Origin of the sequence: Methylobacterium sp. WL7 (assembly GCF_008040085.1) — a bacterium.
In the GTDB taxonomy this organism is placed as follows: Bacteria; Pseudomonadota; Alphaproteobacteria; order Rhizobiales; family Beijerinckiaceae; genus Methylobacterium; species Methylobacterium mesophilicum.
Map to the genome: position 1 here is coordinate 1 of NZ_VRVG01000099.1, position 20,458 is coordinate 20,458.

General features: G+C 69.9%; 22 protein-coding genes. 12 read left to right on the forward strand and 10 right to left on the reverse strand.

Annotated features, from left to right (window positions below; genetic code table 11):
* Positions 1–178: 178 nt before the first annotated feature.
* Both FV233_RS21030 and FV233_RS21035 read right to left on the reverse strand, forming a co-directional pair.
* A complete protein-coding gene (locus FV233_RS21030; protein ID WP_147854937.1) occupies positions 179–637 on the reverse strand; it encodes a response regulator in 459 nt (152 codons plus the stop codon).
* An 8-nt stretch (positions 638–645) separates the two neighbouring features.
* Positions 646–1,113: a BLUF domain-containing protein gene (locus tag FV233_RS21035; RefSeq protein WP_147898662.1), complete on the reverse strand. Its 468-nt coding sequence runs from the start codon at positions 1,111–1,113 to the stop codon at positions 646–648.
* Positions 1,114–1,413: 300 nt separating this feature from the next.
* Between FV233_RS21035 and FV233_RS21040 the strand changes: the two genes are divergently transcribed.
* From FV233_RS21040 to FV233_RS21060, 5 genes are all read left to right on the forward strand, one after another.
* A complete protein-coding gene (locus FV233_RS21040; protein ID WP_147898663.1) occupies positions 1,414–2,793 on the forward strand; it encodes a flagellar hook-basal body complex protein in 1,380 nt (459 codons plus the stop codon).
* Between the two features lie 34 nt (positions 2,794–2,827).
* A complete protein-coding gene (gene flgK / locus FV233_RS21045) occupies positions 2,828–4,759 on the forward strand; it encodes a flagellar hook-associated protein FlgK (RefSeq protein ID WP_147854940.1) in 1,932 nt (643 codons plus the stop codon).
* Positions 4,760–4,761: 2 nt separating this feature from the next.
* Entirely contained in the window at positions 4,762–6,366 is a 1,605-nt protein-coding gene (locus tag FV233_RS21050; RefSeq protein ID WP_147854941.1) for a flagellin, read from the forward strand.
* A gap of 102 nt (positions 6,367–6,468) precedes the next feature.
* On the forward strand, positions 6,469–6,729 hold the full coding sequence (locus FV233_RS21055) for a hypothetical protein (RefSeq protein ID WP_147854942.1): 261 nt from the start codon (positions 6,469–6,471) through the stop codon (positions 6,727–6,729).
* A 1-nt stretch (position 6,730) separates the two neighbouring features.
* On the forward strand, positions 6,731–7,060 hold the full coding sequence (locus FV233_RS21060; protein WP_147898664.1) for a hypothetical protein: 330 nt from the start codon (positions 6,731–6,733) through the stop codon (positions 7,058–7,060).
* An 8-nt stretch (positions 7,061–7,068) separates the two neighbouring features.
* Here the strand turns inward: FV233_RS21060 and FV233_RS21065 are convergent, their stop codons facing one another.
* The 3 genes from FV233_RS21065 to FV233_RS21075 all read right to left on the reverse strand — a co-directional run bounded on the left by FV233_RS21065 (position 7,069) and on the right by FV233_RS21075 (position 9,108).
* The gene (locus FV233_RS21065) at positions 7,069–7,542 is read right to left on the reverse strand and encodes a hypothetical protein (protein ID WP_147854944.1); all 474 of its coding nucleotides are present in this window, start codon (positions 7,540–7,542) and stop codon (positions 7,069–7,071) included.
* The gene (locus tag FV233_RS21070; RefSeq protein ID WP_147854945.1) at positions 7,529–7,888 is read right to left on the reverse strand and encodes a rod-binding protein; all 360 of its coding nucleotides are present in this window, start codon (positions 7,886–7,888) and stop codon (positions 7,529–7,531) included. Before FV233_RS21070 ends, FV233_RS21065 begins: the two co-directional genes overlap by 14 nt.
* Positions 7,889–7,968: 80 nt before the next feature.
* Positions 7,969–9,108: a flagellar basal body P-ring protein FlgI gene (locus FV233_RS21075; protein ID WP_147854946.1), complete on the reverse strand. Its 1,140-nt coding sequence runs from the start codon at positions 9,106–9,108 to the stop codon at positions 7,969–7,971.
* A gap of 244 nt (positions 9,109–9,352) precedes the next feature.
* On the opposite strand from FV233_RS21075, the gene FV233_RS21080 reads away from it, so the two are divergent.
* On the forward strand, positions 9,353–9,781 hold the full coding sequence (locus tag FV233_RS21080) for a flagellar assembly protein FliX (RefSeq protein WP_147898665.1): 429 nt from the start codon (positions 9,353–9,355) through the stop codon (positions 9,779–9,781).
* Positions 9,782–9,807: 26 nt separating this feature from the next.
* On the opposite strand, the gene FV233_RS21085 is transcribed toward FV233_RS21080, so the two are convergent.
* Positions 9,808–11,304 (reverse strand): ATP-binding protein, encoded by a 1,497-nt coding sequence (locus tag FV233_RS21085; protein WP_147857184.1) that lies wholly within the window; start codon positions 11,302–11,304, stop codon positions 9,808–9,810.
* Between the two features lie 165 nt (positions 11,305–11,469).
* Here FV233_RS21085 and FV233_RS21090 point away from each other — a divergent pair, with 165 nt between their 5' ends.
* From FV233_RS21090 to dksA, 4 genes are all read left to right on the forward strand, one after another.
* On the forward strand, positions 11,470–12,717 hold the full coding sequence (locus tag FV233_RS21090) for an Hsp70 family protein (protein WP_147898666.1): 1,248 nt from the start codon (positions 11,470–11,472) through the stop codon (positions 12,715–12,717).
* A gap of 101 nt (positions 12,718–12,818) precedes the next feature.
* Entirely contained in the window at positions 12,819–14,192 is a 1,374-nt protein-coding gene (locus FV233_RS21095; RefSeq protein ID WP_147898667.1) for an MBOAT family O-acyltransferase, read from the forward strand.
* Positions 14,193–14,194: 2 nt separating this feature from the next.
* Positions 14,195–15,211 carry a hypothetical protein gene (locus tag FV233_RS21100; RefSeq protein WP_147898668.1) on the forward strand — a complete coding sequence of 339 codons (1,017 nt, stop codon included), beginning with the start codon at positions 14,195–14,197 and terminating at the stop codon, positions 15,209–15,211.
* 272 nt (positions 15,212–15,483) lie between these two features.
* A complete protein-coding gene (gene dksA / locus FV233_RS21105) occupies positions 15,484–15,903 on the forward strand; it encodes an RNA polymerase-binding protein DksA (protein ID WP_050733124.1) in 420 nt (139 codons plus the stop codon).
* Between the two features lie 23 nt (positions 15,904–15,926).
* Here dksA and FV233_RS21110 read toward each other — a convergent pair whose 3' ends face one another.
* The 3 genes from FV233_RS21110 to FV233_RS21120 are packed head-to-tail and all read right to left on the reverse strand — an operon-like array spanning position 15,927 to position 18,836.
* Positions 15,927–17,645 (reverse strand): TadE/TadG family type IV pilus assembly protein, encoded by a 1,719-nt coding sequence (locus tag FV233_RS21110; RefSeq protein ID WP_147898669.1) that lies wholly within the window; start codon positions 17,643–17,645, stop codon positions 15,927–15,929.
* Positions 17,629–18,276 (reverse strand): TadE/TadG family type IV pilus assembly protein, encoded by a 648-nt coding sequence (locus FV233_RS21115; protein ID WP_147856094.1) that lies wholly within the window; start codon positions 18,274–18,276, stop codon positions 17,629–17,631. Before FV233_RS21115 ends, FV233_RS21110 begins: the two co-directional genes overlap by 17 nt.
* The gene (locus FV233_RS21120; RefSeq protein WP_246690050.1) at positions 18,270–18,836 is read right to left on the reverse strand and encodes a TadE/TadG family type IV pilus assembly protein; all 567 of its coding nucleotides are present in this window, start codon (positions 18,834–18,836) and stop codon (positions 18,270–18,272) included. Before FV233_RS21120 ends, FV233_RS21115 begins: the two co-directional genes overlap by 7 nt.
* Positions 18,837–19,117: 281 nt before the next feature.
* Here FV233_RS21120 and FV233_RS21125 point away from each other — a divergent pair, with 281 nt between their 5' ends.
* On the forward strand, positions 19,118–19,537 hold the full coding sequence (locus FV233_RS21125; protein ID WP_147898670.1) for a hypothetical protein: 420 nt from the start codon (positions 19,118–19,120) through the stop codon (positions 19,535–19,537).
* The gene (locus FV233_RS21130; RefSeq protein WP_147898671.1) at positions 19,534–20,004 is read left to right on the forward strand and encodes a hypothetical protein; all 471 of its coding nucleotides are present in this window, start codon (positions 19,534–19,536) and stop codon (positions 20,002–20,004) included. Before FV233_RS21125 ends, FV233_RS21130 begins: the two co-directional genes overlap by 4 nt.
* 3 nt (positions 20,005–20,007) lie before the next feature.
* On the opposite strand, the gene FV233_RS21135 is transcribed toward FV233_RS21130, so the two are convergent.
* A partial coding sequence (locus tag FV233_RS21135; protein WP_147898672.1) for an FAD-binding oxidoreductase occupies positions 20,008–20,458 on the reverse strand: 451 nt, incomplete at its 5' end.

Genomic DNA, 20,458 nt, shown 5'->3' on the forward strand with positions numbered 1-20,458 from the left:
GGGTGGCCCCTGCGTCAGCAGGGGTCGGGAGAGGGGAGCGCCGTTTCCGGAAGGACGCTTCTATCACAATCGCCCCGTCTTGCGTCGTCGCGCTGCCCCTCTCCCGACCCCCATTCGGGGGCCACCCTCCCCCGCAAAGGGGGGAGGGTGGGCGCGTGTCAGTGCCGGACGCGAGACCTCAGAACTTCCCCAGCATTGGGAAATCCACAGTCAGCGTCGATTCCGCCGCGATCGGGGCGTCGCGCTTGCGCGGCTTGCGGTTGAGCACCTGCTTCAGCTTGCTCTTCAGCACCGCCATGTCGAACGGCTTGAGGATGAAGGCGTCCGCGCCCGCCTGGTGGGCGAGGTTGATGTCCTCGAAGTCGAAGGACGATTCGGTGAGCATGAAGGGCGTGTTCATCAGCGCGTCGTCGCCGCGGATCTCGCGCAGCAGGCTCAGCCCGTCCATCGGCTCCATGGCCAGGTCGGAGATCACCAGCGCGTAGCGGCGCGTGCGCAGCCGCTCCAGCGCCTCGGCGGCCGTGGTGACCCCCTCGACGTCGGGGAAGCCGATCCGGGTCATCAGCATCACCTCGAGACGCAGGAGCTTTTCCTGGTCGTCGACGATGAGGATCGGGGGCGTATCGCTCTCGGACATCGCTCGGCTCAGATGAAGAGGTGATCGATGCCCTGGCGGGACATCGCGTCGTTCTGGAGCGCCACGCAGAGCCCGTGGATCGCGGTCGCCTTCGGAGTACCACGCTGGAGCATCGGCAGCAGGTTGGCCTTGGCGAACAGGCCGTCGTTGGTCGCGGTGCGCTGGGCGCTCTTGAAGGAGTGGACGAACTCACGCTTGGCGATCTCCCGCCACTCGTTGATCTGCACGTCGCGGTGGCGCTGGTCGGCGCTGACCCGGTCGAAGGTCTCGTGAACCGACGACCGCTCGCCCTCGATCACCTGGCAGGCGAAGTTGCCCTCGATGATCAGGAAGCTGGTGATCACCGAGAACTCGTTCTTCTTCTGCGCGACCCGGCCGATCTCGTTGATCTGCTCCGACCGCTTTGCCGGATCCGACGAGAGGTTGAGGCGCGAGAAGTAGATGATGTGGACGAGGCTCGTCCGTTTCGCCCGCATGACCTCTAGATCCGCAATCCGTGCCGCTTCGACGCGTCCGGGCGGGACGCCCCCCACCCGGTTCAGCCCGTGCCCGATCTTGGCGCGAGCCGGATAACACCCCGTAAACGCGCGCCGGCGATGCCGCCGGACCGGGGCCGGCCCGGTCCGGCAGAATCTGCCGGGTCGGCACCTCCGGCCGGTCAGTGCTGCCGGGTCGGATTCGGCCAACGCTATCTGCGCCAAGGACTTAGCTGTGGCACGGCGGTTGCGCTCCCTTGGTCCTGCGGGCCATTGCGGCGCGTATCGGGATCGCATGCCATGGATCTTTTTACCGCCCTGCAGACCTCGGTCTCCGGACTGCAGGCGCAGTCCTACGCCATCAGCAACATCTCCGGGAACATCGCGAACTCGCAGACCACCGGATTCAAGCGGATCGACACCAGCTTCGTCGACATGATGTCCGAGACAACGCCCAAGCGCGAGGTCGCGGGCTCCGTGCTGGCGCAGTCGCGCTTGACCAACACGATCGCCGGCAACGTCGTGGCGTCGAGCGTCCCGACCAACATGGCGATCAACGGCGACGGCTTCTTCACCGTGGTGCGCAAGACCGGTGATTCGAACGGTGCGGCCACCTTCAGCGGCACGAACGTCTACACGCGCCGGGGCGACTTCGCGCAGGACAAGGACGGCTACCTCGTCAACGGCGCCGGCGGCTACCTGACCGGCACGAACCTCGATCCGGTCACCGGCCAGGCGACCAGCACCGGGCTGCTCAAGATCGGCAACAGCTCGCTCCCGGCCCAGCCGACCACGTCGCTGACCTACGCGGCCAACCTACCGGCGACCCCGGCCACCACCGCGTCCGCCACGTCGGGCTCCGACGTCTACAATCAGCTGCCAGCAGCGGTCGTCCTGTCGGGAGCCACGGTGCCCGGACCCACGGTGCCTTCGACCGGTGCCGGGACCTTCGTCAACAACAGCATCGCGGGCCCGTCGATCACCGCCTACACGCAGACCGGTGCGCCGGTCACCCTGAGCACGCGCTGGGCCAAGGTGCAGGATGCCACCACGACGCCGTCGCAGCCGGCAGTCTGGAACCTCTATTACGCCTCCAATCCCACGGCCTCGGCGAATTCGACGGCCTGGCAGAATGTCGGGACGGCGTTCACCTTCGACTCCACCGGCAAGCTGACCGCGCCGACGACCAGTCCCGTCGCGCTCGGCAACGTCACGGTGGGCGACTACACGTTCTCCAACATGACCATGAATGTCGGCACGGCCGGCCTGACGCAGTACGCCGACACGTCGGGTGCCGTGACCACCAACACGCTGAGCCAGAACGGCAACAGCGCCGGCACGCTGACCAGCGTCGCAATCGGCGAGGACGGAAAGATCAACGGCACGTTCTCGAACGGCTCGGTGCTCGGGCTCGCCACCGTGGGCATCGCGCAGTTCGCCAACCCCGACGGGCTGAAGGCCGATTCGAACGGAAACTACCTCCAGACCGCCGAGTCCGGTCCGGCCCTGGTGGGGCTGAACGGCAGCGCGATCACGGGCGCCAGCAATGAGCAATCCAATACCGACATTGCGAGCGAGTTCTCTAAGATGATCGTAACCCAGCAGGCCTACTCTGCGAACACGCGGGTCATGTCGACGGCCCAGACGATGATGTCTGACCTGCTCAACGTGATCCGCTGAGTGAGGGCGCGATCCCAACCGCGGAGGCCGTGAGATGTCGCTGAACGCGCTTTCCACCGCGACCGCCGGGCTTGCGGCCACGCAGGCGGCGATCAACGTCGTCTCGCAGAACGTCGCGAATGCCGGCACGGCCGGATACGTCAAGCGAACGCTCTCGACCGTCGCGACCGGGACCAACAATTCCGGCGTCGCGGTCGGGGCGATCACACGCAGTTTCGACGCCGCCGCGCTCAAGCAGCTGCGGCTCGAGACCTCGGGGGCCGCCTATACCAGCACCAAGGCCGGCATCGCGTCCCAGCTCGACGCGCTCTACGGGGCGCCGGGCAGCGGGGCGGCGCTGGACGGCACGCTGAACACGTTCACCGAATCGCTGCAGGAGCTGTCGGCCAACCCGACCTCGGCGGCCGCCCGCACCACCGTGGTCAGCAACGCGTCGGCGCTGGCGAGCCAGATCAACGGCGCCGCCGCCTCGGTGCAGAACCTGCGCTCGGGGGTCGAGGCCCAGCTCGGCACCGACACGCGATCGGCCAGCACGCTCCTGTCCAGCGTCGCCCGGCTCAACGCCAAGATCCAGAACACCACTGACGCCTCGTCCCTGGCCGACCTCCAGGACCAGCGCGACCAGGTGATCAACACGCTCTCGGGCTACATGGACGTCCAGACCGTCGCGCAGCGCGACGGCACGGTGTCGGTGCTGACCCAATCGGGCGTGACCCTGGTGGACCGCGGCACCGCCGCGACGCTGAGCTTCGACGGCCACGGGTCGCTGAGCGCGAATTCGAGCTACTCGACCGACCCGGCGCAGCGCACGGTCGGTACGATCACGGCCACGCTCCCGGGCGGCGGCAAGATCGACCTCGGGGCGCCCGGCGCCATCCGGTCCGGGAGCCTTGCCGCGGGGATCGAGCTGCGCGACCAGGTCCTGCCGCAGGCCCAGCGCCAGCTCGACGACCTCGCCGGGGGGCTCGCCAGCGCGCTCACCGACACGAGCGTGGGCGGTACGCTCAATACCACGACCACCGGTGGTATCACGGTCAGCGACACCACGATCACGCTGCCGAAGATGCAGCCCGGGAACACGGTGACCTTCGCGGTGACCGACAACACCAACACGGTGCGGAACGTGACGCTGGTGGCGTCGGCGAACGCGGGTGGTAAGATCGTTCCGGCGGCACAGACGACCGATGCCAGCGGCCTGACCCTGACGTTTGACGCAAGCGGCGGTCCGGCCACCTACGCTGCGCAGATCCAGGCCGCCTTCAGCACGTTCAATGCCAGTTCTGACGCTGCCAACTACAAGCTGCCGACGCTCGGCGTCACCAACAGCTCCGCCACGGCGTCGGCTGCGACCCTGACGCTCACGGCGGGCGGCAAAGTGGCTGGCGCGGCGACCGCTAGGATCACCCAGCCGACCTCGCCCAGCGACCTGACCACGGGCTATCCGCAGATCGCCCTTTTCACCGACGTGTCCGCGGCGCCGCCCCCGACCCCGCAGCTGTTCACCGGCTCGTTCGACAGCGGCGCGCAGCTCACCGGCTTCGCGCAACGGATCTCGATCAACCCGGCGCTGTCCGGCAACACCTCGGCGCTCGTCGCGTCCAGCGCCACCGATCCGAGCGCCTCGGGGGGCCGGGCGCAGGCGATCTTCACGGCGCTGACCTCGGCGCAGCAGACCTTCTCGTCGTCGAGCGGCATCGGCGGGGTCTCCGCCCCCTACCGGGCGAGCGTGGTCGGCTTCGCGCAGGACGTGATCGCCTCGCAGGGGGCCGCGTCCGCGAACGCCGCCGCGATGGACGACACCCAGCAGACCGCGCTCTCGACGGCGCAGAGCCGGTTCTCCGCCGGGGCCGGGGTCAACATCGACCAGGAGATGTCGAACCTGATCGCCCTGCAGACGGCCTACGGCGCCAACGCCCGGGTGCTGACCGCCGCCCGCGACATGCTCAACCAGCTGCTGCAGATCTGACCATGACGACGATCTCTCCCTTCGCGGCCGGGTCCTACGTCGCCAACCGGAACACCTCGCAGCTCCTGACGCTGAAGAACCAGCTGAACGACCTGTCGAACCAGCTCTCCAGCGGCAAGGTCTCCCAGACCTATGGCGGGCTCGGCACCGGGCGCTCCACGGCGCTGGCCGCCCAGGCCACCTTGAGCGCGCTCGACGGCTACGGCGCCGGCATCACCGCCGCCCAGACCCGGACCAAGCTCGCGGTCACGAGCCTGACCCAGGTCGCGAAGCTGGGCACCGACGCCCGCACCGCCCTGAACAACGGCCTGCAGAGCATCGCGGCCAACACCACGGCCGGCCGCTCGATCGCGCTCGCCAACCTGCAGACGGCTCTCGACACGCTCAACCAGTCGGCGGCCGGCAGCTACCTGTTCGGCGGCCGCGACGCCACGACCCAGCCGGTGCTCGACGCCGACACGATCCTCAACGGCACCACCGACGCGCAGGGCAACACGCTCGCCGGCCTCACGTCGCTGGTCAACGAGCGGGTCGCCGCGGAGCTGGGCTCCGGCGGCAACGGCCGGCTGACGCAGACCGCGCCGAGCGCCACCTCCGTCCGGGTCACCGACGAGGCGAACGCCGCGACCCGGGGCAAGTTCGGGTTCACCCTGTCCGGCACCCCGACGACCACCGGGACGGCGCTCAGCGCCTCGATCACGGGCGCCGGCCCGGCCTCGCTCACCATCGGCTTGGCGGCGCAGCCGGCGGTCGGCGACACGGTCAGCTTCGCGCTGAAGATGCCGGACGGCACCTCGACGACCGTGACGCTCACCGCGGCCGCCAGCGCGGATTCGACCTCGACCACCAGCTTCGCGATCGGCGCCACCGCCGCCGACACGATGACGAACCTGTCCGCGACGCTGACCAACGCGCTCAAGGGGGCGGCCAGCAGCACGCTGGCGGTGAACGCCACCGCGGCGGTGACGACCGACTTCTTCACCGGATCGGCGAAGGGCGGCCCGAACGGCACCGGCATCATGCCCCAGCAGCGCATCGTCTACGACGCGGCCAAGAACCCGACCGGATTCACGGCCGCCAAGGCGACCGACACGGTGCTCTGGTACCAGGGCGAGAACACCTACACGACGCCGGCGGACCCGACCCAGGCCGTGCCGACCTCGCCGCTCGACACGCAATCGGTGCAGGTCAGCGCCACCGGCAAGGTCGGCACGGGCGCCCGCGCCAACGACAAGACGATCCAGAACGTCCTGGCCGGCCTGGCGACCATGGCGTTCGCGCTTCCCACGGCGAGCGACGCCAACACCAGCGCCACCTACAAGGCGGTGGTCGGCAAGGCCGGGACGCTCCTGTCCGCATCCGACCAGACCAACCCCAGCGTCCAGGACACCGTCACGCAGCTCAGCGTCGCCGCGACCCGGCTCTCGAACGCCGGCACGACCAACACCGCCACCCGGACCACGGTCCAGAACACCCTGGATGGGATCGAGCAGGCCCCGACGGAAGAAGTCGTCGCCAAGCTGCTCGACGTCCAGAACCGGCTCCAGGCCAGCTATCAGGTCACGGCCTCGCTCTCGAAGCTCTCGCTGGTCAACTACATCAGCTGACGCCGGTATTCGGACCCGCGACCATAGTCTTGCCGCTTTCCCGCAGTGAAGCGCGCAGGACGGTCGCCTGTCGTGCGATCGTCCGCTCGAGGAGTGGTCCGCATGGCGCTGTCCGAACCCGTCCACGCGGTCCGCCGCCTCGGCTCAGCGGCGCAGATCGGCGCCATCGTGATGGCCGAACAGGCGATCGACAGCTATCTCGACGATTACGGCCGCCCCGGCGACCGCGCCACCGCCCTCGACATCCTGCTGCGCGACCTCGCCCGGCTGCGGTTCGTCGAGCCTGATCTCGACGCCTTCATCGGCGAGGTCGAGCGTTACATCGATCTGCTGTACCGGGACCTGTCGCGTCAGGCCGCCTGACATGGCCCGTTCGCCGACCGCCCTGGTCCTGACCGCCGCACTCGTCGGGATCGGCGCGCCCGCCGATGCCCGCGATCGTGAGAAGGCTTCGACCGCCGCGGCCGCGGTGCCGTGCCCCTCGAAGGGGCCGGGTTTCGTGCGCCTGCCCGGCAGCACGAGTTGCATCCGCGTGTCCGGCCGGGTGATCGCGGGCACCGACCTGCGCGCCGGCCATGGCGTCGGCGCCGAGGCGGCGCCCCTGGTCGCCGGCCACCTGGCGATCGACAACCGCGCCGACACCGACCTCGGCGAGGTCCGGACCTACGTGCGGATCGGCAACGGCCGGCGCTGAGGGGGCCGTTACAGGTTCCGCGACAGAACCAGCGGCCCGCTGCGCACCCCCCGTCCGTACGGGGAGGGCGCCGGGGCCTGCCGTCCGTAGCCCGAGGGCAGCTGCGCCCGGCCGATCTCCTCCGCCAGCGACTTGATCAGCCCCTCCGACACGGATCGCGCGCTGTCGAGCACCGATTGGTTCGCCTCGACGGCCGCAGTGAACCGGCGATGGGCGGCCCGCAGGGTCTCGACGCCCTCCGGGTTGAAGCGCTTCAGCGCCACGGCATTGGCCTTGGCGACTTCGAGCCCCTGCATGTAGGCCGCGGCGAGCGCGGACTTGGGCTCGGCCGCCGCCAGACCTTCGCGCAGGCGCCCGGCCCGGACATGCGCGGCCTCCTCGGCCAGCACCGCCTCCAGCGCGGCCATGTTGGCCAGCACGCCCCCGACCAGCGCCTCGGCGGTGATCCGGTCGGCGACGCGCAGCGGTTCAGCCCTTTGCATTGCCGGCTCCATCGGTGGTCGCGCCCTGCATCTTCATGATCTCACGAAACACCGAATCGGCGATGCCGACGCCGCCGCTCTTCACGATCTGTCCCGCGTATTCCTTGGTCAGCATCGAGCGGTAGACGCCGCCGCCGGTGCCGTTCTCGCCGAGCGGGCCTTCTGTCCCGTCCGACTGCATCATCCGGTCGAGGCTGTTCTCCAGGAACATCGACTCGAACTCGGTGGCGGTCTTGTGCGCCTTGGCGGTGCTTCCGGTCTTGAGGATGCCGTCGGACACGCTGGTGGCGATGGATTTCCCGACGCCGGCGGCGGCGTTGGCCGCGATGTTGGCGAGTGGCAGCATGATTAGCCCTCCGGACCTTCCTGGGGCATCGTCTTTTTCCGAAAGCCGGCAACCACCTTTCGGGACGATGCACGCGACAATCACATCAGTTCGATATCGGCCTGGAGCGCCCCGGCAGTCTTGATCGCCTGGAGGATCGAGATCAGGTCGCGGGGGCCGACCCCGAGGGCGTTCAGGCCATCGACCAGCTCGCGCAGGCTCACGCCCTCCTTGACCAGCGCCAGCTTGTTGCCGTCGCCGGTGTCGACCTTCAGGCTCGTGCGCGGCACCACGGCGGTGCGGCCGTTGGAGAAGGGCGCCGGCTGGCTCACCTGCGGCTGCTCGCTGATCGTGACCGTGAGGTTGCCCTGCGCGATCGCCACCGTGGAGACGCGCACGTCGCGGCCCATCACGATGATGCCCGAGCGCTCGTCGACCACCACCCGGGCGGTCTGGTCGGGCTCGACCTTGAGCTGCTCCACCTCGGTGATCAGGCGGATCATGTTGCCGTTGTACTTGGCCGGGATCTGGATCGTGACCGTGGCCGGGTCGGTCGGCTCGGCGGTGTCGGCGCCCATGAAGTCGTTGATCGCCGCGGCGATCCGCTTCGAGGTGGTGAAATCGGGGTTGCGCAGGGACAGCCGCAGGGCGCGGGCGTCGTTCAGCTTGAACGCGATCTCGCGCTCGATGTTGGCGCCGTTGGAGATGCGGCCGTTGGTCGGCACGCCCCGGGTGATCTTGGCGGCGTCGCCCTCGGCCGAGAAGCCCGCGATCGCCACCGAGCCCTGCGCCAGGGCGTAGACCTCGCCGTCGGCGCCCAGCAGCGGCGTCACCAGCAGCGTACCGCCCTGGAGGGATTTCGCGTCGCCGAGCGACGAGACCGTCACGTCGATGCGGGTGCCCTGGGCGGCGAAGGGCGGCAGGCTCGCCGTCACCATCACGGCGGCGAGGTTCTGGGTGCGCATCGTGGCCCCCCGCGTGTTGACCCCGAGCCGCTCCAGCATTGCCTGCAGCGACTGCTTGGTGAACGGGATGTTGTTGAGGGTGTCGCCGGTGCCGTTGAGACCGACCACGATTCCGTAGCCGACCAGCTGGTTCTGGCGCACGCCCTCGATGGAGGCCAGGTCCTTCACCCGCGACAGGGCGAGGGCCGGGCCCGAGGCCGCGGCGATCAGCAGCACCCCGACGACGAGCGCCGCGAGGGCCGATCCGAGGAGCTTGATAGGGTGGCTCGGGCGCATGCCGGTTTTTTTCGCGGGTGAACGGACCTGCCCCCCTCCCTGCCAGCCCCATGCCAGCCTGGGCTTTCCGCTAAACCGTTGAGAACAGATATCATTATCCAGCCGGCAAGCGGCCGCAGAATGTGATCGACCGGCACCGAACCTGCCGACCCGGCAGGTTCTGCCGGCCTGTTTACCGGTGCTTAACCGTGCGGGCCGAGAGTCGGGGCAGCGCAGGAGCGCCCGGAGCGACACGAACACGATCATGCGCGTCGACACTCGCCAGCCGATCCAGAATGCCGGCGGCGTCGCGGCCAAGGCCCGGGTCGAGGGCGGGCGCGGCTTCAGCCTCGATGCGGCGCCGGCCTCCACGTCCGGCACCGGTGCGCCGGCCGCCGCGGCGACCCTGGCGGGGCTCGATGCCGTCTTGCTGCTTCAGGGCGAGACCGAGACGCCGCAGGAGCGCCGTCGGCGCACGGCCAAGCGCGGCCACGACCTGCTCGACGGCCTCGACCGCCTCAAGGCCGCGATGCTCGGCGGCCGCGTCGCCCCGCAGGATCTGCGCGCCATCGCCGGCCGCCTGGCCCAGCGCGCGGCCTCCTCGGGGGATCCGCGCCTCGACGGGCTTATGGCCGAGATCGAGCTGCGCGCCGCGGTGGAACTCGCCAAGCTCGAAGGCCGGCGCAGCGCATAGCTGCTCCGGTCGCAACGACGGATCGCCTACCCCGCCCGCCGCTTCGGCCCGGTCGGCAGCATCTGCGGCTCGCCCGGGCCGGTCTCGACCGCGAGATCGGGCACCGCGATGATCGGCGCGCCGCGCAGATCCTTCCGGGTGACGATCGCGCCGCGCTCCTCGAGATAGGCCAGCATCCGCCGGGCGCGACCGCCCGAGCTGGTGCCGTACGCGTCGGCCAGCATCGCGTCGGTGGGGCAGGGCGCGCCCTCGATCGCCGCGCGGGCGACCACCAGGAACAGGCCGGCGAGGTCGTCCGGCAGGCCAGCCGCGATCGCTTGGGCCCGCTCCCAGGTGGAGTTGTCGGCGACAGCGCCGCCCGCCTCGGCCCGGGCCACGGCGAGCCGGCGCTTGAACTCCGGCAATCCCATCGTGTCGCCGCGCAGGCGCCGGATCCGGCAGCGGACGGTGAAGTCCTGATAGAGCGTCGCGGGGGTGCAGGCGGCGGCGTCTGCATCGGCCAGCACCGAGGCCAGGACCTCGGCGAGCGCGGCCTCCCGCGCCTCCGGGTCCATCGGCTCCTCTTCGGGCTCCTCCGGCGGGGCCGGGGGGCGGTAGCTCGCGAGCTGGACGAGGACGTCCGGGGCCGCCACCGGGCGCGGCTTCGGGCGCGGCATCGGTGGCGCCAGGCTGTCGGCCGGGCTCGCCGTTAGGATCAGCGCCCTCGCATCCTCGGTCGGGTCGGGGAGGGGGACGAGCACCGGCGAGGACGACCGGCTCACCGTCAGGGTCGGACCCACCGCGATGGTGAGCGGTCGCCGCGACAGGGCCGGACCCAGCGCCACGAAATGTCCGCGCGGCAGGTCGCGGAACGTCTCGGCCTGGCGGCGCTCCAGCCCGAGCAGGTCGGCGGCGCGGGCCATGTCGATGTCGAGGAAGGTCCGGCCCATCAGGAAGTTGGAGGCCTCGGCGGCCACGTTCTTGGCGAGCTTGGCCAGGCGCTGCGTGGCGATCACGCCCGCGAGCCCGCGCTTGCGGCCGCGGCACATCAGGTTGGTCATGGCGCCGAGCGAAAGGCGGCGGGCCTCGTCCGAGACCTCGCCGGCCGCGGCCGGGGCGAACAGCTGCGCCTCGTCCACCGCCACCAGCATCGGGTACCAATGGTCCCGGTCGGCGTCGAACAGGCCGCCGAGGAACGCCGCGGCGGCGCGCATCTGCCCCTCGGCGTCGAGGTTCTCGAGCGACAGCACCACCGAGACCCGGTGGGTGCGCACCCGGGCGGCGATGCGCTGGAGCGCGACGTCGTCGCCGTCCGCCTCCACCACGACGTGGCCGTAGCGGTCGGCGAGGCTGGCGAAGTCGCCTTCCGGGTCGATCACCGCCTGCTGCACGAGTCCCGCGCTCTGCTCCAGCAGGCGCCGGAGCAGGTGCGACTTGCCGGAGCCCGAGTTGCCCTGGACCAGGAGCCGCGTGGCCAGCAGTTCGGTGAGGTCGAGGAGCGCCGGGCGCTCGCCGGTCAGGCCGAGGTCGATATCGGAACGCATGGCGCTCCATAGCATGCCGGGACCGGGTCGGGGCCTCCCCCGGACGCGCTGTCCACGCTTCCCGCAAGGCTGTCGCGCGGCTGCAATGCCGCGGCGGCGCTGGACCCGGACGCCGCCGCCCTGTAGGGGCCGCCCTCCCTCGAACCAAACCGGATCCCTCACGCGATGGCGGCCTGCGGCCTCGATTTCGGCACGTCGAACACCACCCTGGGGCATCTCGCGGCGGCGGGACCGGCCCTGATCCCGCTCGAAGGCGCGCACCGGACCATCCCCAGTGCGATCTTCTTCGAACCGGGCGAGGCGCCGCTGATCGGCCGGGCCGCCACCGCGGCCTACGTCGACGGCCATCCCGGCCGACTGATGCGCGGACTGAAATCGGTCCTCGGCACGCCGCTGATGGACGAGGCGACCCCGGTCGGCCGCGAGCGCCTGCGCCTGCGCGACGTGATCGCCCGCTACCTTTCGGCCGTGAAGGCGCGGGCCGAGGTGGCCTGTGGCCAATCCCTCGACACCGTGGTCCACGGCCGGCCGGTGCATTTCGTCGACGGCGACGCGGAGGCCGACCGGCGGGCCGAGGACACGCTGCGCGACATCGCCCGGGACGTCGGCTTCCGCGAAGTCTCGTTCCAGTACGAGCCGATCGCCGCCGCCCTCGACTACGAGCGGCAGGTCCGCTCGGAGGAGATCGCGCTGATCGCCGATATCGGCGGCGGCACCTCGGACTTTTCCATCGTGCGGCTGTCCCCCGAGCGGCGGGGCCGCCCGGACCGGGCCGGCGACATCCTGGCCAACGACGGCGTGCGGATCGGCGGCACCGATTTCGACCGGCAGCTCAGCCTCGGCACCGTGATGCCCCTGATGGGGCTCGGCAGCCCCATGCGGCGCGGCGACCTCGCGGTGCCGAACGCCTATTTCCACGACCTCGCCACCTGGTCGGCGATCAACCGCCTCTACAACGCGAAGACCCTGCGCGAGATCGACGAGGTGATCCGCGATTGCGCCAAGCCCGCCCTCGTCGCCCGCCTGCGCGCAGCCGTCGAGGGCGAGCGCGGCCACGCCCTGGCGGGCGCCGTCGAGGGGGCCAAGATCGCCGCCTCGGAGGCCGGCACCACCGATCTCGACCTCGGCCTGATCGAGCCAGGCCTTACGGCCGAAGTGAGCCGCGATACCCTCTCGACGCAGACCGGCGACCTCGCCCGGGCGGTCGCCGCCCGGATCGCCCGCTGCCTCGCCCAGGCCGAACTCGGGCCGGAGCGGATCGACGCCTTGTTCCTCACCGGCGGCTCCACGGGCCTGCCGCACCTGCGCGCCGCGCTCACCGCCGCGCTGCCCGCGGCCCGGGTGGTGGAGGGTGATACGTTCGGCTCGGTCGGGCTGGGCCTGACCATCGAGGCGGCGCGGCGGGCGGGGTGAGCGTCGGCGATTGACGGGCCCGCCGCGATCCCCGACAAGGCGGGCGCCTCGCGCCCGGAGAGACCGGCGGCCCATCCTTCCCCTCCGCGCCGCCCCGCCCGATGCTGTTCAACTCCTTCGTCTTCCTCCTCGCCTTCCTGCCGGCCGCGCTGATCCTGCACGCGCTGGTGGAGCGCGCGGCGCCGGCCTGGCGATTGCCGCTGCTCGTGGTCCTGTCGTTCGTCTTCTACGGGTGGTGGGATGTCCGGTTCGTGCCCCTGCTCGCCGGCTCGATCCTGGCGAACTGGTGCGTGGCGTGGGTCTATCGGCGCCAGCCCGGGCGCTGGCTGATCCCGGGGGCGATCGCGGCCAACCTGGCGTTGCTCGGGGTGTTCAAGTACCTCGACTTCTTCGCCGACCTCGCCAACCTGGTCCCGGGCCTGGAGGCGCCGCGCCTCGGGCTGGCCCTGCCGCTCGGCATCTCGTTCTTCACCTTCCACCACATCATGTACCTCGCCGACCTGCGGGCCGGCCGGGCGCCGGCCTTCGGGCTGACCCGATACGCGCTCTACATCGCGTTCTTCCCGCAGGTTCTCGCCGGCCCGCTCGTGCGCTGGAGCGAGATCATGCACCAGTTCGACGAGCGGCCCTACGCGCGGCCCGACGCCGCCGAGCGCTTCGCGCGCGGGCTGATGCTGCTCACGGTCGGTCTCGCCAAGAAGGTGTTTTTGGGCGATCCCCTCGCGGCTTACGTGAACCCGGTGTTCCAGGCGGCGGCCGCCGGCAAGGTCGTCACCGTCGCGGAGGCGTGGCAGGCGACCCTGGGCTTCACCTTCCAGATCTATTTCGATTTCTCCGGCTACACCGACATGGCGCTCGGCATCGCGCTGCTGTTCGGGTTGGTCCTGCCGCAGAATTTCGACGCGCCCTATCGCGCCACCTCGCTGCGCGACTTCTGGCGCCGCTGGCACATGACCCTGTCGCGGTTCCTGCGCGACTACCTCTACATCCCCATGGGCGGGAACCGGCGCGGCCTGCCGCGCCAGGTCGGGGCGCTGGCCGCCACCATGACGCTGGGCGGCCTGTGGCACGGGGCGGGCCTGACCTTCCTGGCCTGGGGCGCCCTGCACGGGCTCGGCCTCGGTGCCGGGCTCCTGGCCCGCCGGGCGCGCCTGAGCGTGCCGGTGCCGCTCGGCTGGCTGCTCACCAGCCTGTTCGTGATGCTGACCTGGGTGCTTTTCCGGGCGACGAGCTTCGAGGCGGCGCTCGTGATCTTCAAGGGCCTGTTCGGGCTCGCGCCCCACGGCTCGGGCTTCAAATGGCGCACCATCGCGGTGGCGGCCCTGGTCGCCACGGTCGGCCCGACAGCCTGGGCGGCGGTGCACCGCCTGCCGCCCAGGCGCATCCTGGCCTTCGGCTTCGCGCTCCTGTTCGTCGTCGTCCTCCTGAAGATCGGGGACGATGCGAACTACGAGTTCATCTATTTCCAGTTCTGAGGATGGCGCTCGCTCACCCCCCACAGGATCGGGCCTGGCGCGCTTTCGTCCGCACCGTGCTGCTGGCGATGGTCGGGCTGTTTGCGGCCTATCTCGGCCTGGCGGTGCTGGTCGATCCCTACGATACCGGCCGCTCGACGCTCGTGTCCCGCGGCGCCGTCCGCCCGCAGGGCCCGCGCACCGCCTCGGCTGTGCGCGGCCGTGACCCGGCCTATGCGGGTGCTGTGATCGGCAATTCCCACATCCAGTTGATCGAGCCCGCTTCGCTGACCCGGCTCACCGGCATCCCGTTCGTGCAGCTGTCGGTGCCGGCCACCGGGCCGTCCGAGCAATTCGCCTTGCTGGATTGGTATCTGAAGCACCACGCCCGGCCCGAGGCGATCGTGCTGTCGGCCGATGCGTTCTGGTGCTCCGACGACCCGTCTTTCCCGAGCGAGCACGGCTTCCCGTACTGGCTGCTCGGCGACTGGCAGGCTTATCTCAAGGGGCTGCTGCGCTTCACCGCCGCGCAGGAGACGATCAACCGCCTCGGCTGGCTCCTGAACCCGCGCCGCAAGCAGGCCGCGTCCGACGGCTGGTGGGATTACGAGTCGAACTACCTGAGCCAGGGGTTCGGCCGTGATCCGGCCAAGAAGGCGGCGCTGGAGCGGCCGGTCGGCCCCGAGGCCGAGCCGCATCACGGCGGGCCGTTCCCGGTGGCCGACCGGTTGCGCGCCGAACTGGCGCGGATCCCGCCCAGGACCGCCGTAGTGGTGGTGTTTCCGCCGGTCTACGCCCGCGCCGAGCCGCCGGCCGGGAGCCCGCGGGCTGCGGCCGAGGCGGCTTGTCGCGCCGAAGTCCGATCGGCGCTTGCCGTTCATCCGCTGAATACGGTCATCGATGGACGTGCCGGGCGACCGGACGCCGGCAATCCGGATCTGTTTTTCGATCAAACTCACTATCGGCTGCCGCTCGCCCGAGCGTTGACGGACGAGATTGCCGCCGCGATCGTTCACCTGCGGACGTTTTCGGCGGACTAAGCCCGGCCGTCCCGTCCCGGATACCGGAACAGGGTGATGCGCTCGGCCCTTGATTTTCCAACACCTTTTTTGAAATGCCGGCCACCAGCTTTGAACTGGACGCTCTAGACCGTGGCTTGTTTGCCGCAGGGGGCCACGCATTCGAGACAACATCCAAGCCCTGCAACGCTGCGCGTTGTCGCGATTAAGCACCTCGACTATACGGCACCTCACGTTATCGCCGCACACCGGCCATCCCCTGGTGGGCGGTTACGATCCAGCGAGGGTGACGCATGGCGAAGGTGACGCTGGAGGACGGCTACGTCCCGTCCGACGACGAGCCCTTCATGAACGACCGGCAGCGTGAGTACTTCCGGCGCAAGCTCCTGAGCTGGAAGAGCGACATCCTGCGTGAGGCGCAGGATACGCTCGTCGCGCTGCAGAGCGAGAACGAGAACCACCCCGATCTCGCCGACCGCGCCTCCTCGGAGACCGACCGGGCGATCGAGCTGCGGGCGCGCGACCGCCAGCGCAAGCTGACCGGCAAGATCGACGCGGCGCTCGCCCGCCTCGAGGACGGGTCCTACGGCTTTTGCGAGGAGACCGGCGAGCCGATCTCGCTCCGCCGCCTCGATGCCCGGCCGATCGCCACCCTGTCGCTCGAAGCCCAGGAGCGGCACGAGCGCCGGGAGAAGGTGTATCGGGACGATTGAGGGGGCCGGTTCGTTTCCCGAGATTACTGCGTCAGCCGCAGCGCGCCGATGCTCGCGCGGATCTGCTGGAACGCCGCGATCAGGTCGTCGGAATTGTTGGCCAGATAGAACTGGCCCGGATTCGTCGCGCAGTTTTTCAGGAGCGTCTGTCCCGCGGCGTCGATCGGATCGGCCGGGACGCTGAAGCCGATCGTGTAGATCGAGATGTTGACCGCCTTCGCGTTCTTGCAGGCTTCCGCGGTGAGGGCGTCGAGGGCGTTGCGGGCGCCGGCGGCGTCCGAGACGTTCTGGTTGGTGGCGGGCAACCGGCCGTTCGGGTTGGTGCCGTTGGCGTTCTGGAAATAGCCGGCGGCGAAGTAGAGCGACCCGTTGGGCGCGTTCGGGTTGGCCGTCCAGCTGTTCTCGCCGTCGGTCATCAGGATGATGATCTTGTTGATCGTCGTCGCGTTCGAGCTGTTGGAACTCGACGCGTAGGCGGCGGGCGGGTTCGTGTCGGCGAAGACGCTCTTCGGCGAGAGCGTCCGCCACCCCCACATGAAACCCTCGTGGATGTTGGTCGCACCCAGCGGCGCCATCTGGCCGATCAGGGTCTTGAGCGCGCTGGTATTGCTCGTGAGCCGCAGGAGCGGCTGGGTCGTGCACCCGAAATTCGGCCCGCTGGGGATGCCCGTCTTGGTATTCAGCGACGTCGGCGCAGCGTTCTGCGGTTTGACGTATTTGCACGCCTGGCCTTCGGCAGTGTTGAAAGACGTTCCGCTCGCGAGCGGCGGGCAGTTGCCGTTGTCGTCATCGATGTAGCTGTTGAAGCTGTAATAGGTCGTGTACTTGTTTACTGAATATGCTGCGAAGGTCGTGCTGGAATCGCCCGGCTCATCGGGGGCGAACAGCGGCACGAAGTAGGAATCCTTGTTGCCGATGGTCGGCGCGCCGTCCTGGACGTTGAGCGGGTAGGGCAGGGTTTCGAGGCAGCCGCCCCAACCCCAGCCGGAATAGACGCCCTGGAGCTTGGCGAAGATGTCGAACCGGCTCTTGAAGTTCGATACGGCAGGCTGGAGGACGTTGGTCCAGTGGTAGCTGGACTGCCCGGTCTGGTCGATCCAGGATGCGTACCGGAAGGCGGTCGGATCGACCGCCACGGCGCCGGCGAACGGCACGATCGAGATCCGCGTCGCGCTGGAGAAGGCCGCGTTGGTGTAGACGTAGTTGACGAAGTCGGTGGCTGCGCTCTGCACCGCCTGGAGCTTCGACTGGCCGCCGCTCGACGCGGACATCGAGCCGGTGTTGTCGAGGACCAGCGCGATCTCGAAGGTCTTGGGCAGCGGCGTGGCGCATTGGGCGGTGGCGCCCGGGTTGATGCGGTTCGTCCCCGTGACCTTGCCGAAGAACACCGTCGAGAGCTTGTGGGCGGTCAGGGTGATCTGGCGCGGGTTGCTGGTGATCGTGAGAGGATCGACCACGAGGTTGGCCACCCCCATGGCGCCGGTCATCGCCGCCTGGGCTTTCAGGTTGAGGTCGGCGTTCGATGTGGTGAGCGGCGTCTGGCACAGGAGCAGCGCCGTGGCGTCGGTCGCGGCCTGCAGCTTGGTCTCGAGCCGGGTCGCGAAGCCGTAATCGATGGCCGCGCCCGTGAACATCAGCATCGGTACGCTCAGGAAGGCGAACAGGACCGCGACGTTGCCGCCGCGTCCCTGCGCGAAGCCGAGCCACCCTGGCCGGCTGGCGCGATCAGAGTAACGGGGCATCGCATGCCTTCTGGGTGGTGCCCGGTAGGATGACCTCGGTGTAGGTGTTCGACCCGTAGGTCGTGCCGCCGCGGGTCGGCCACGGGACGGAGGCCGAGAGGGTGATCGTGTTGCCGACGCCCTTGACCAGCTTGACCAGGGCCGAGCCGATCATCGGCGTGTAGCTGATGCTGACTTCGGCCAGCACGTAGCGCATCCCAGAGGTCTGGTAGCCCGCCGGTACGAGCAGGTCGGTGGCGGTGCCGGCGGCCCGGGGCTTGGCGTTGGCGTTGGCGACGCTGGAGCAGACCTGCGGGACCAGGTTCAGTCGCTTGAGATCGACACCCATCGCGCTGACCACGATCTGGACGGTGCTGGTGTCGAACGGGCGCATCACCTTTGCGGCGGAGGCGACGATGTCGGTCATCAGCGGCGTGCCGATCGGGTTCTGCGTGTCGCCTTGGGCGGTGAGGTCGGCCACGGTGCGGGCGAGCAGGGTCAGCTTGCGCCACTCGTCGATGGCGTGGGCGATCTCGGTCATGCCGGCCCAGATCGACAGCAGCACCGGCAGGATCACGGCGAATTCCACCAGCGCGCTGGCCCGCCGGTCCCGGCGCAGCGCGGCCGCCTTGCGTGCGAGGGACCTCAGCACGGGCTCGTCCCGGTGATCTGATAGGGCTCCGTGCGGAACACCGCCGTCGAGGTGAGCAGGCTGGACCCGGCGCCGGCGCCGGTGGTGAACTGTCGGGTGCCGAGACCCATCAGGTTGAACAGGGTCGGGAACTGCACCGCCGCGGTCACGATCACGATCGTGCCCGGCTTGGCGCAGGCGTAGTTCGTGCCGAAGCTGGTGTTCCACGTGCCCGTCGCGGCATTGATCGGCGTCGCCGCGCTGGCGCCGGCGAGCGTACTGGCGGTGGCGACGTCGATCTTGACGTTCTGGCAGTTGAAGATTGTCGGGATGGTGCCGGCGCCGGTGCCGCACATCGTCGTCTTCAGCGAGCCCAGCAGGGTGGCGGCGTCGGTCTGGCCGGCGTTGGCGGCCTGGAATTGCCCGGTGAAGATCGTCCGGACCGCGTTCTGCAGGGCGCGATCGAAGTTCTGGGTGGCCCAGATCTGGAAGGCGATCTGGAAGACGGCGCCGACCAGCGCCAGGAACGGCAGGGCCACCAACGCGAACTCCACCGCGGCCGCCCCGCCCGCATCCCGCAAAAAACGGTTCGAGAGGCAACCTGAGGTAGGTTTCGTTTCGGGTATTATTTGTACTCGCCGAGACATGGAGTCAAACTGCCGCTCGAAGACCAGCACATGTCCAGATGTGTAACTAATGATTTTCGAAAAGCTTAATGCGACCAAGAAGATCGCTGCGGAAGCAGATATTCTACTAAAGGTTGCATCAAAAGGCCGGGATGCGGCTGCCCAGGCGAGCGCCGCCATTGATTCCGGGCCGCCCGGCGCCACTTCGTCGGCGGCGCGCCCGGCCGGAGAACCACATGACATTCCCCAGGACAGCCGCGCGCCTCGCCGGGCTGATCGCGGTCCTCGCGCTCGCCGGCTGCGGCGACGCCCCGAAGCCGGGGCCGGCCGGTCCGCCCGGGCCCAAGGGCGACCAGGGACCGCCGGGTCCACAGGGCCCGCCGGGGCTGAACGGCGCCACCGGCGCGCGCGGCCCCGCGGGGGATCGTGGCATCGAAGGCGCCACCGGGCCTGCCGGGCCGCCGATGAACACGCTTGTGCGCCTCGACGTCGCCTGCCACCGCGACGAGGACCTGATTGGCGCCTATTGCCGGGGCATGGCGGTGGTGCCGTCCGTGACCGTCACCGACGGCATCGCCACGGTCGGCTGCCTCGACATGACCGCCAAGGCCGCCAAGGATGCCCAGCCGGTGGCCGTCTGTATGAGGAAGCCGTGAGACGTCTCGCCCTCGTATTGCTGATCGCATCGGCCGCCTCCGGCGCCGATGCGCAGCCGTTCCTGCCCACGGAACGGGCCGCGATCGACCTCGTGCGCACGCGGCAGACGGAAAGTCTGGCGACGGTGGACCGGATCCTCGCCTATGCCGAGCGCGCCACCGGCGGCGCCTTCACGCGCGGCGGCTACCGGGTCGTGCGCCGCCCCGGGGAGCCCTTCGCCCGGGTGCAGATCTGCTACCGGCTCGGCATCGATCCGCCGACCTGCGGCCTCGACTACCGCGTCACCGTCGACCCGCCCCATGTCGAGCCGGCCGAACGCTACGACGGCCTGGCCCGGGACCTGGAACACGGCCCGCGGGCGTTCCTGCGCGCGCTCGCCCGGGAGGCCGATCTCCAGCGCCAGCCGGCGGCCCTGCGGCAGATCCGGGCGGCCCTGGAGCCGTACGATCCCTACGACTGGCGCTGAGCGTCACAGCAGGCGCGGCCAGCCCAGCAGGCGCTGGGGCGCGAAGGGCGCGACCGGGACCGCGGGGGTCCGGCCGGTGGCGAGGTCGGCCACGATCTCGCCGGTGATCGGCCCGGTGGACAGGCCGATATGGCCGTGGCCGAACGCGAACAGCAGGCCCTTGTGGCGTGGCGCCGGGCCGATCACCGGCATGCCGTCCGGGGTGGAGGGGCGCGAGCCGAGCCAGGGCTCGTTGTCGAGGGGGCCGCCGAGATGCAGGGTCTCCCCCGCCTCGCGGGAGGCCGCCTCGATCTGGGTGTGGTCCGGGGCGGCGTCGCGGGCGTTAAGTTCGACGCCCGACAGCACCCGCACCCGGTGATCGCCCATCGGCGACAGGATCGAGCCCGCACCCGTGTCGAGCACGGGGCGGGTCAGGGGCGGGCTGTCCGGGTGCAGGGCGTAGTGACGATGGTAG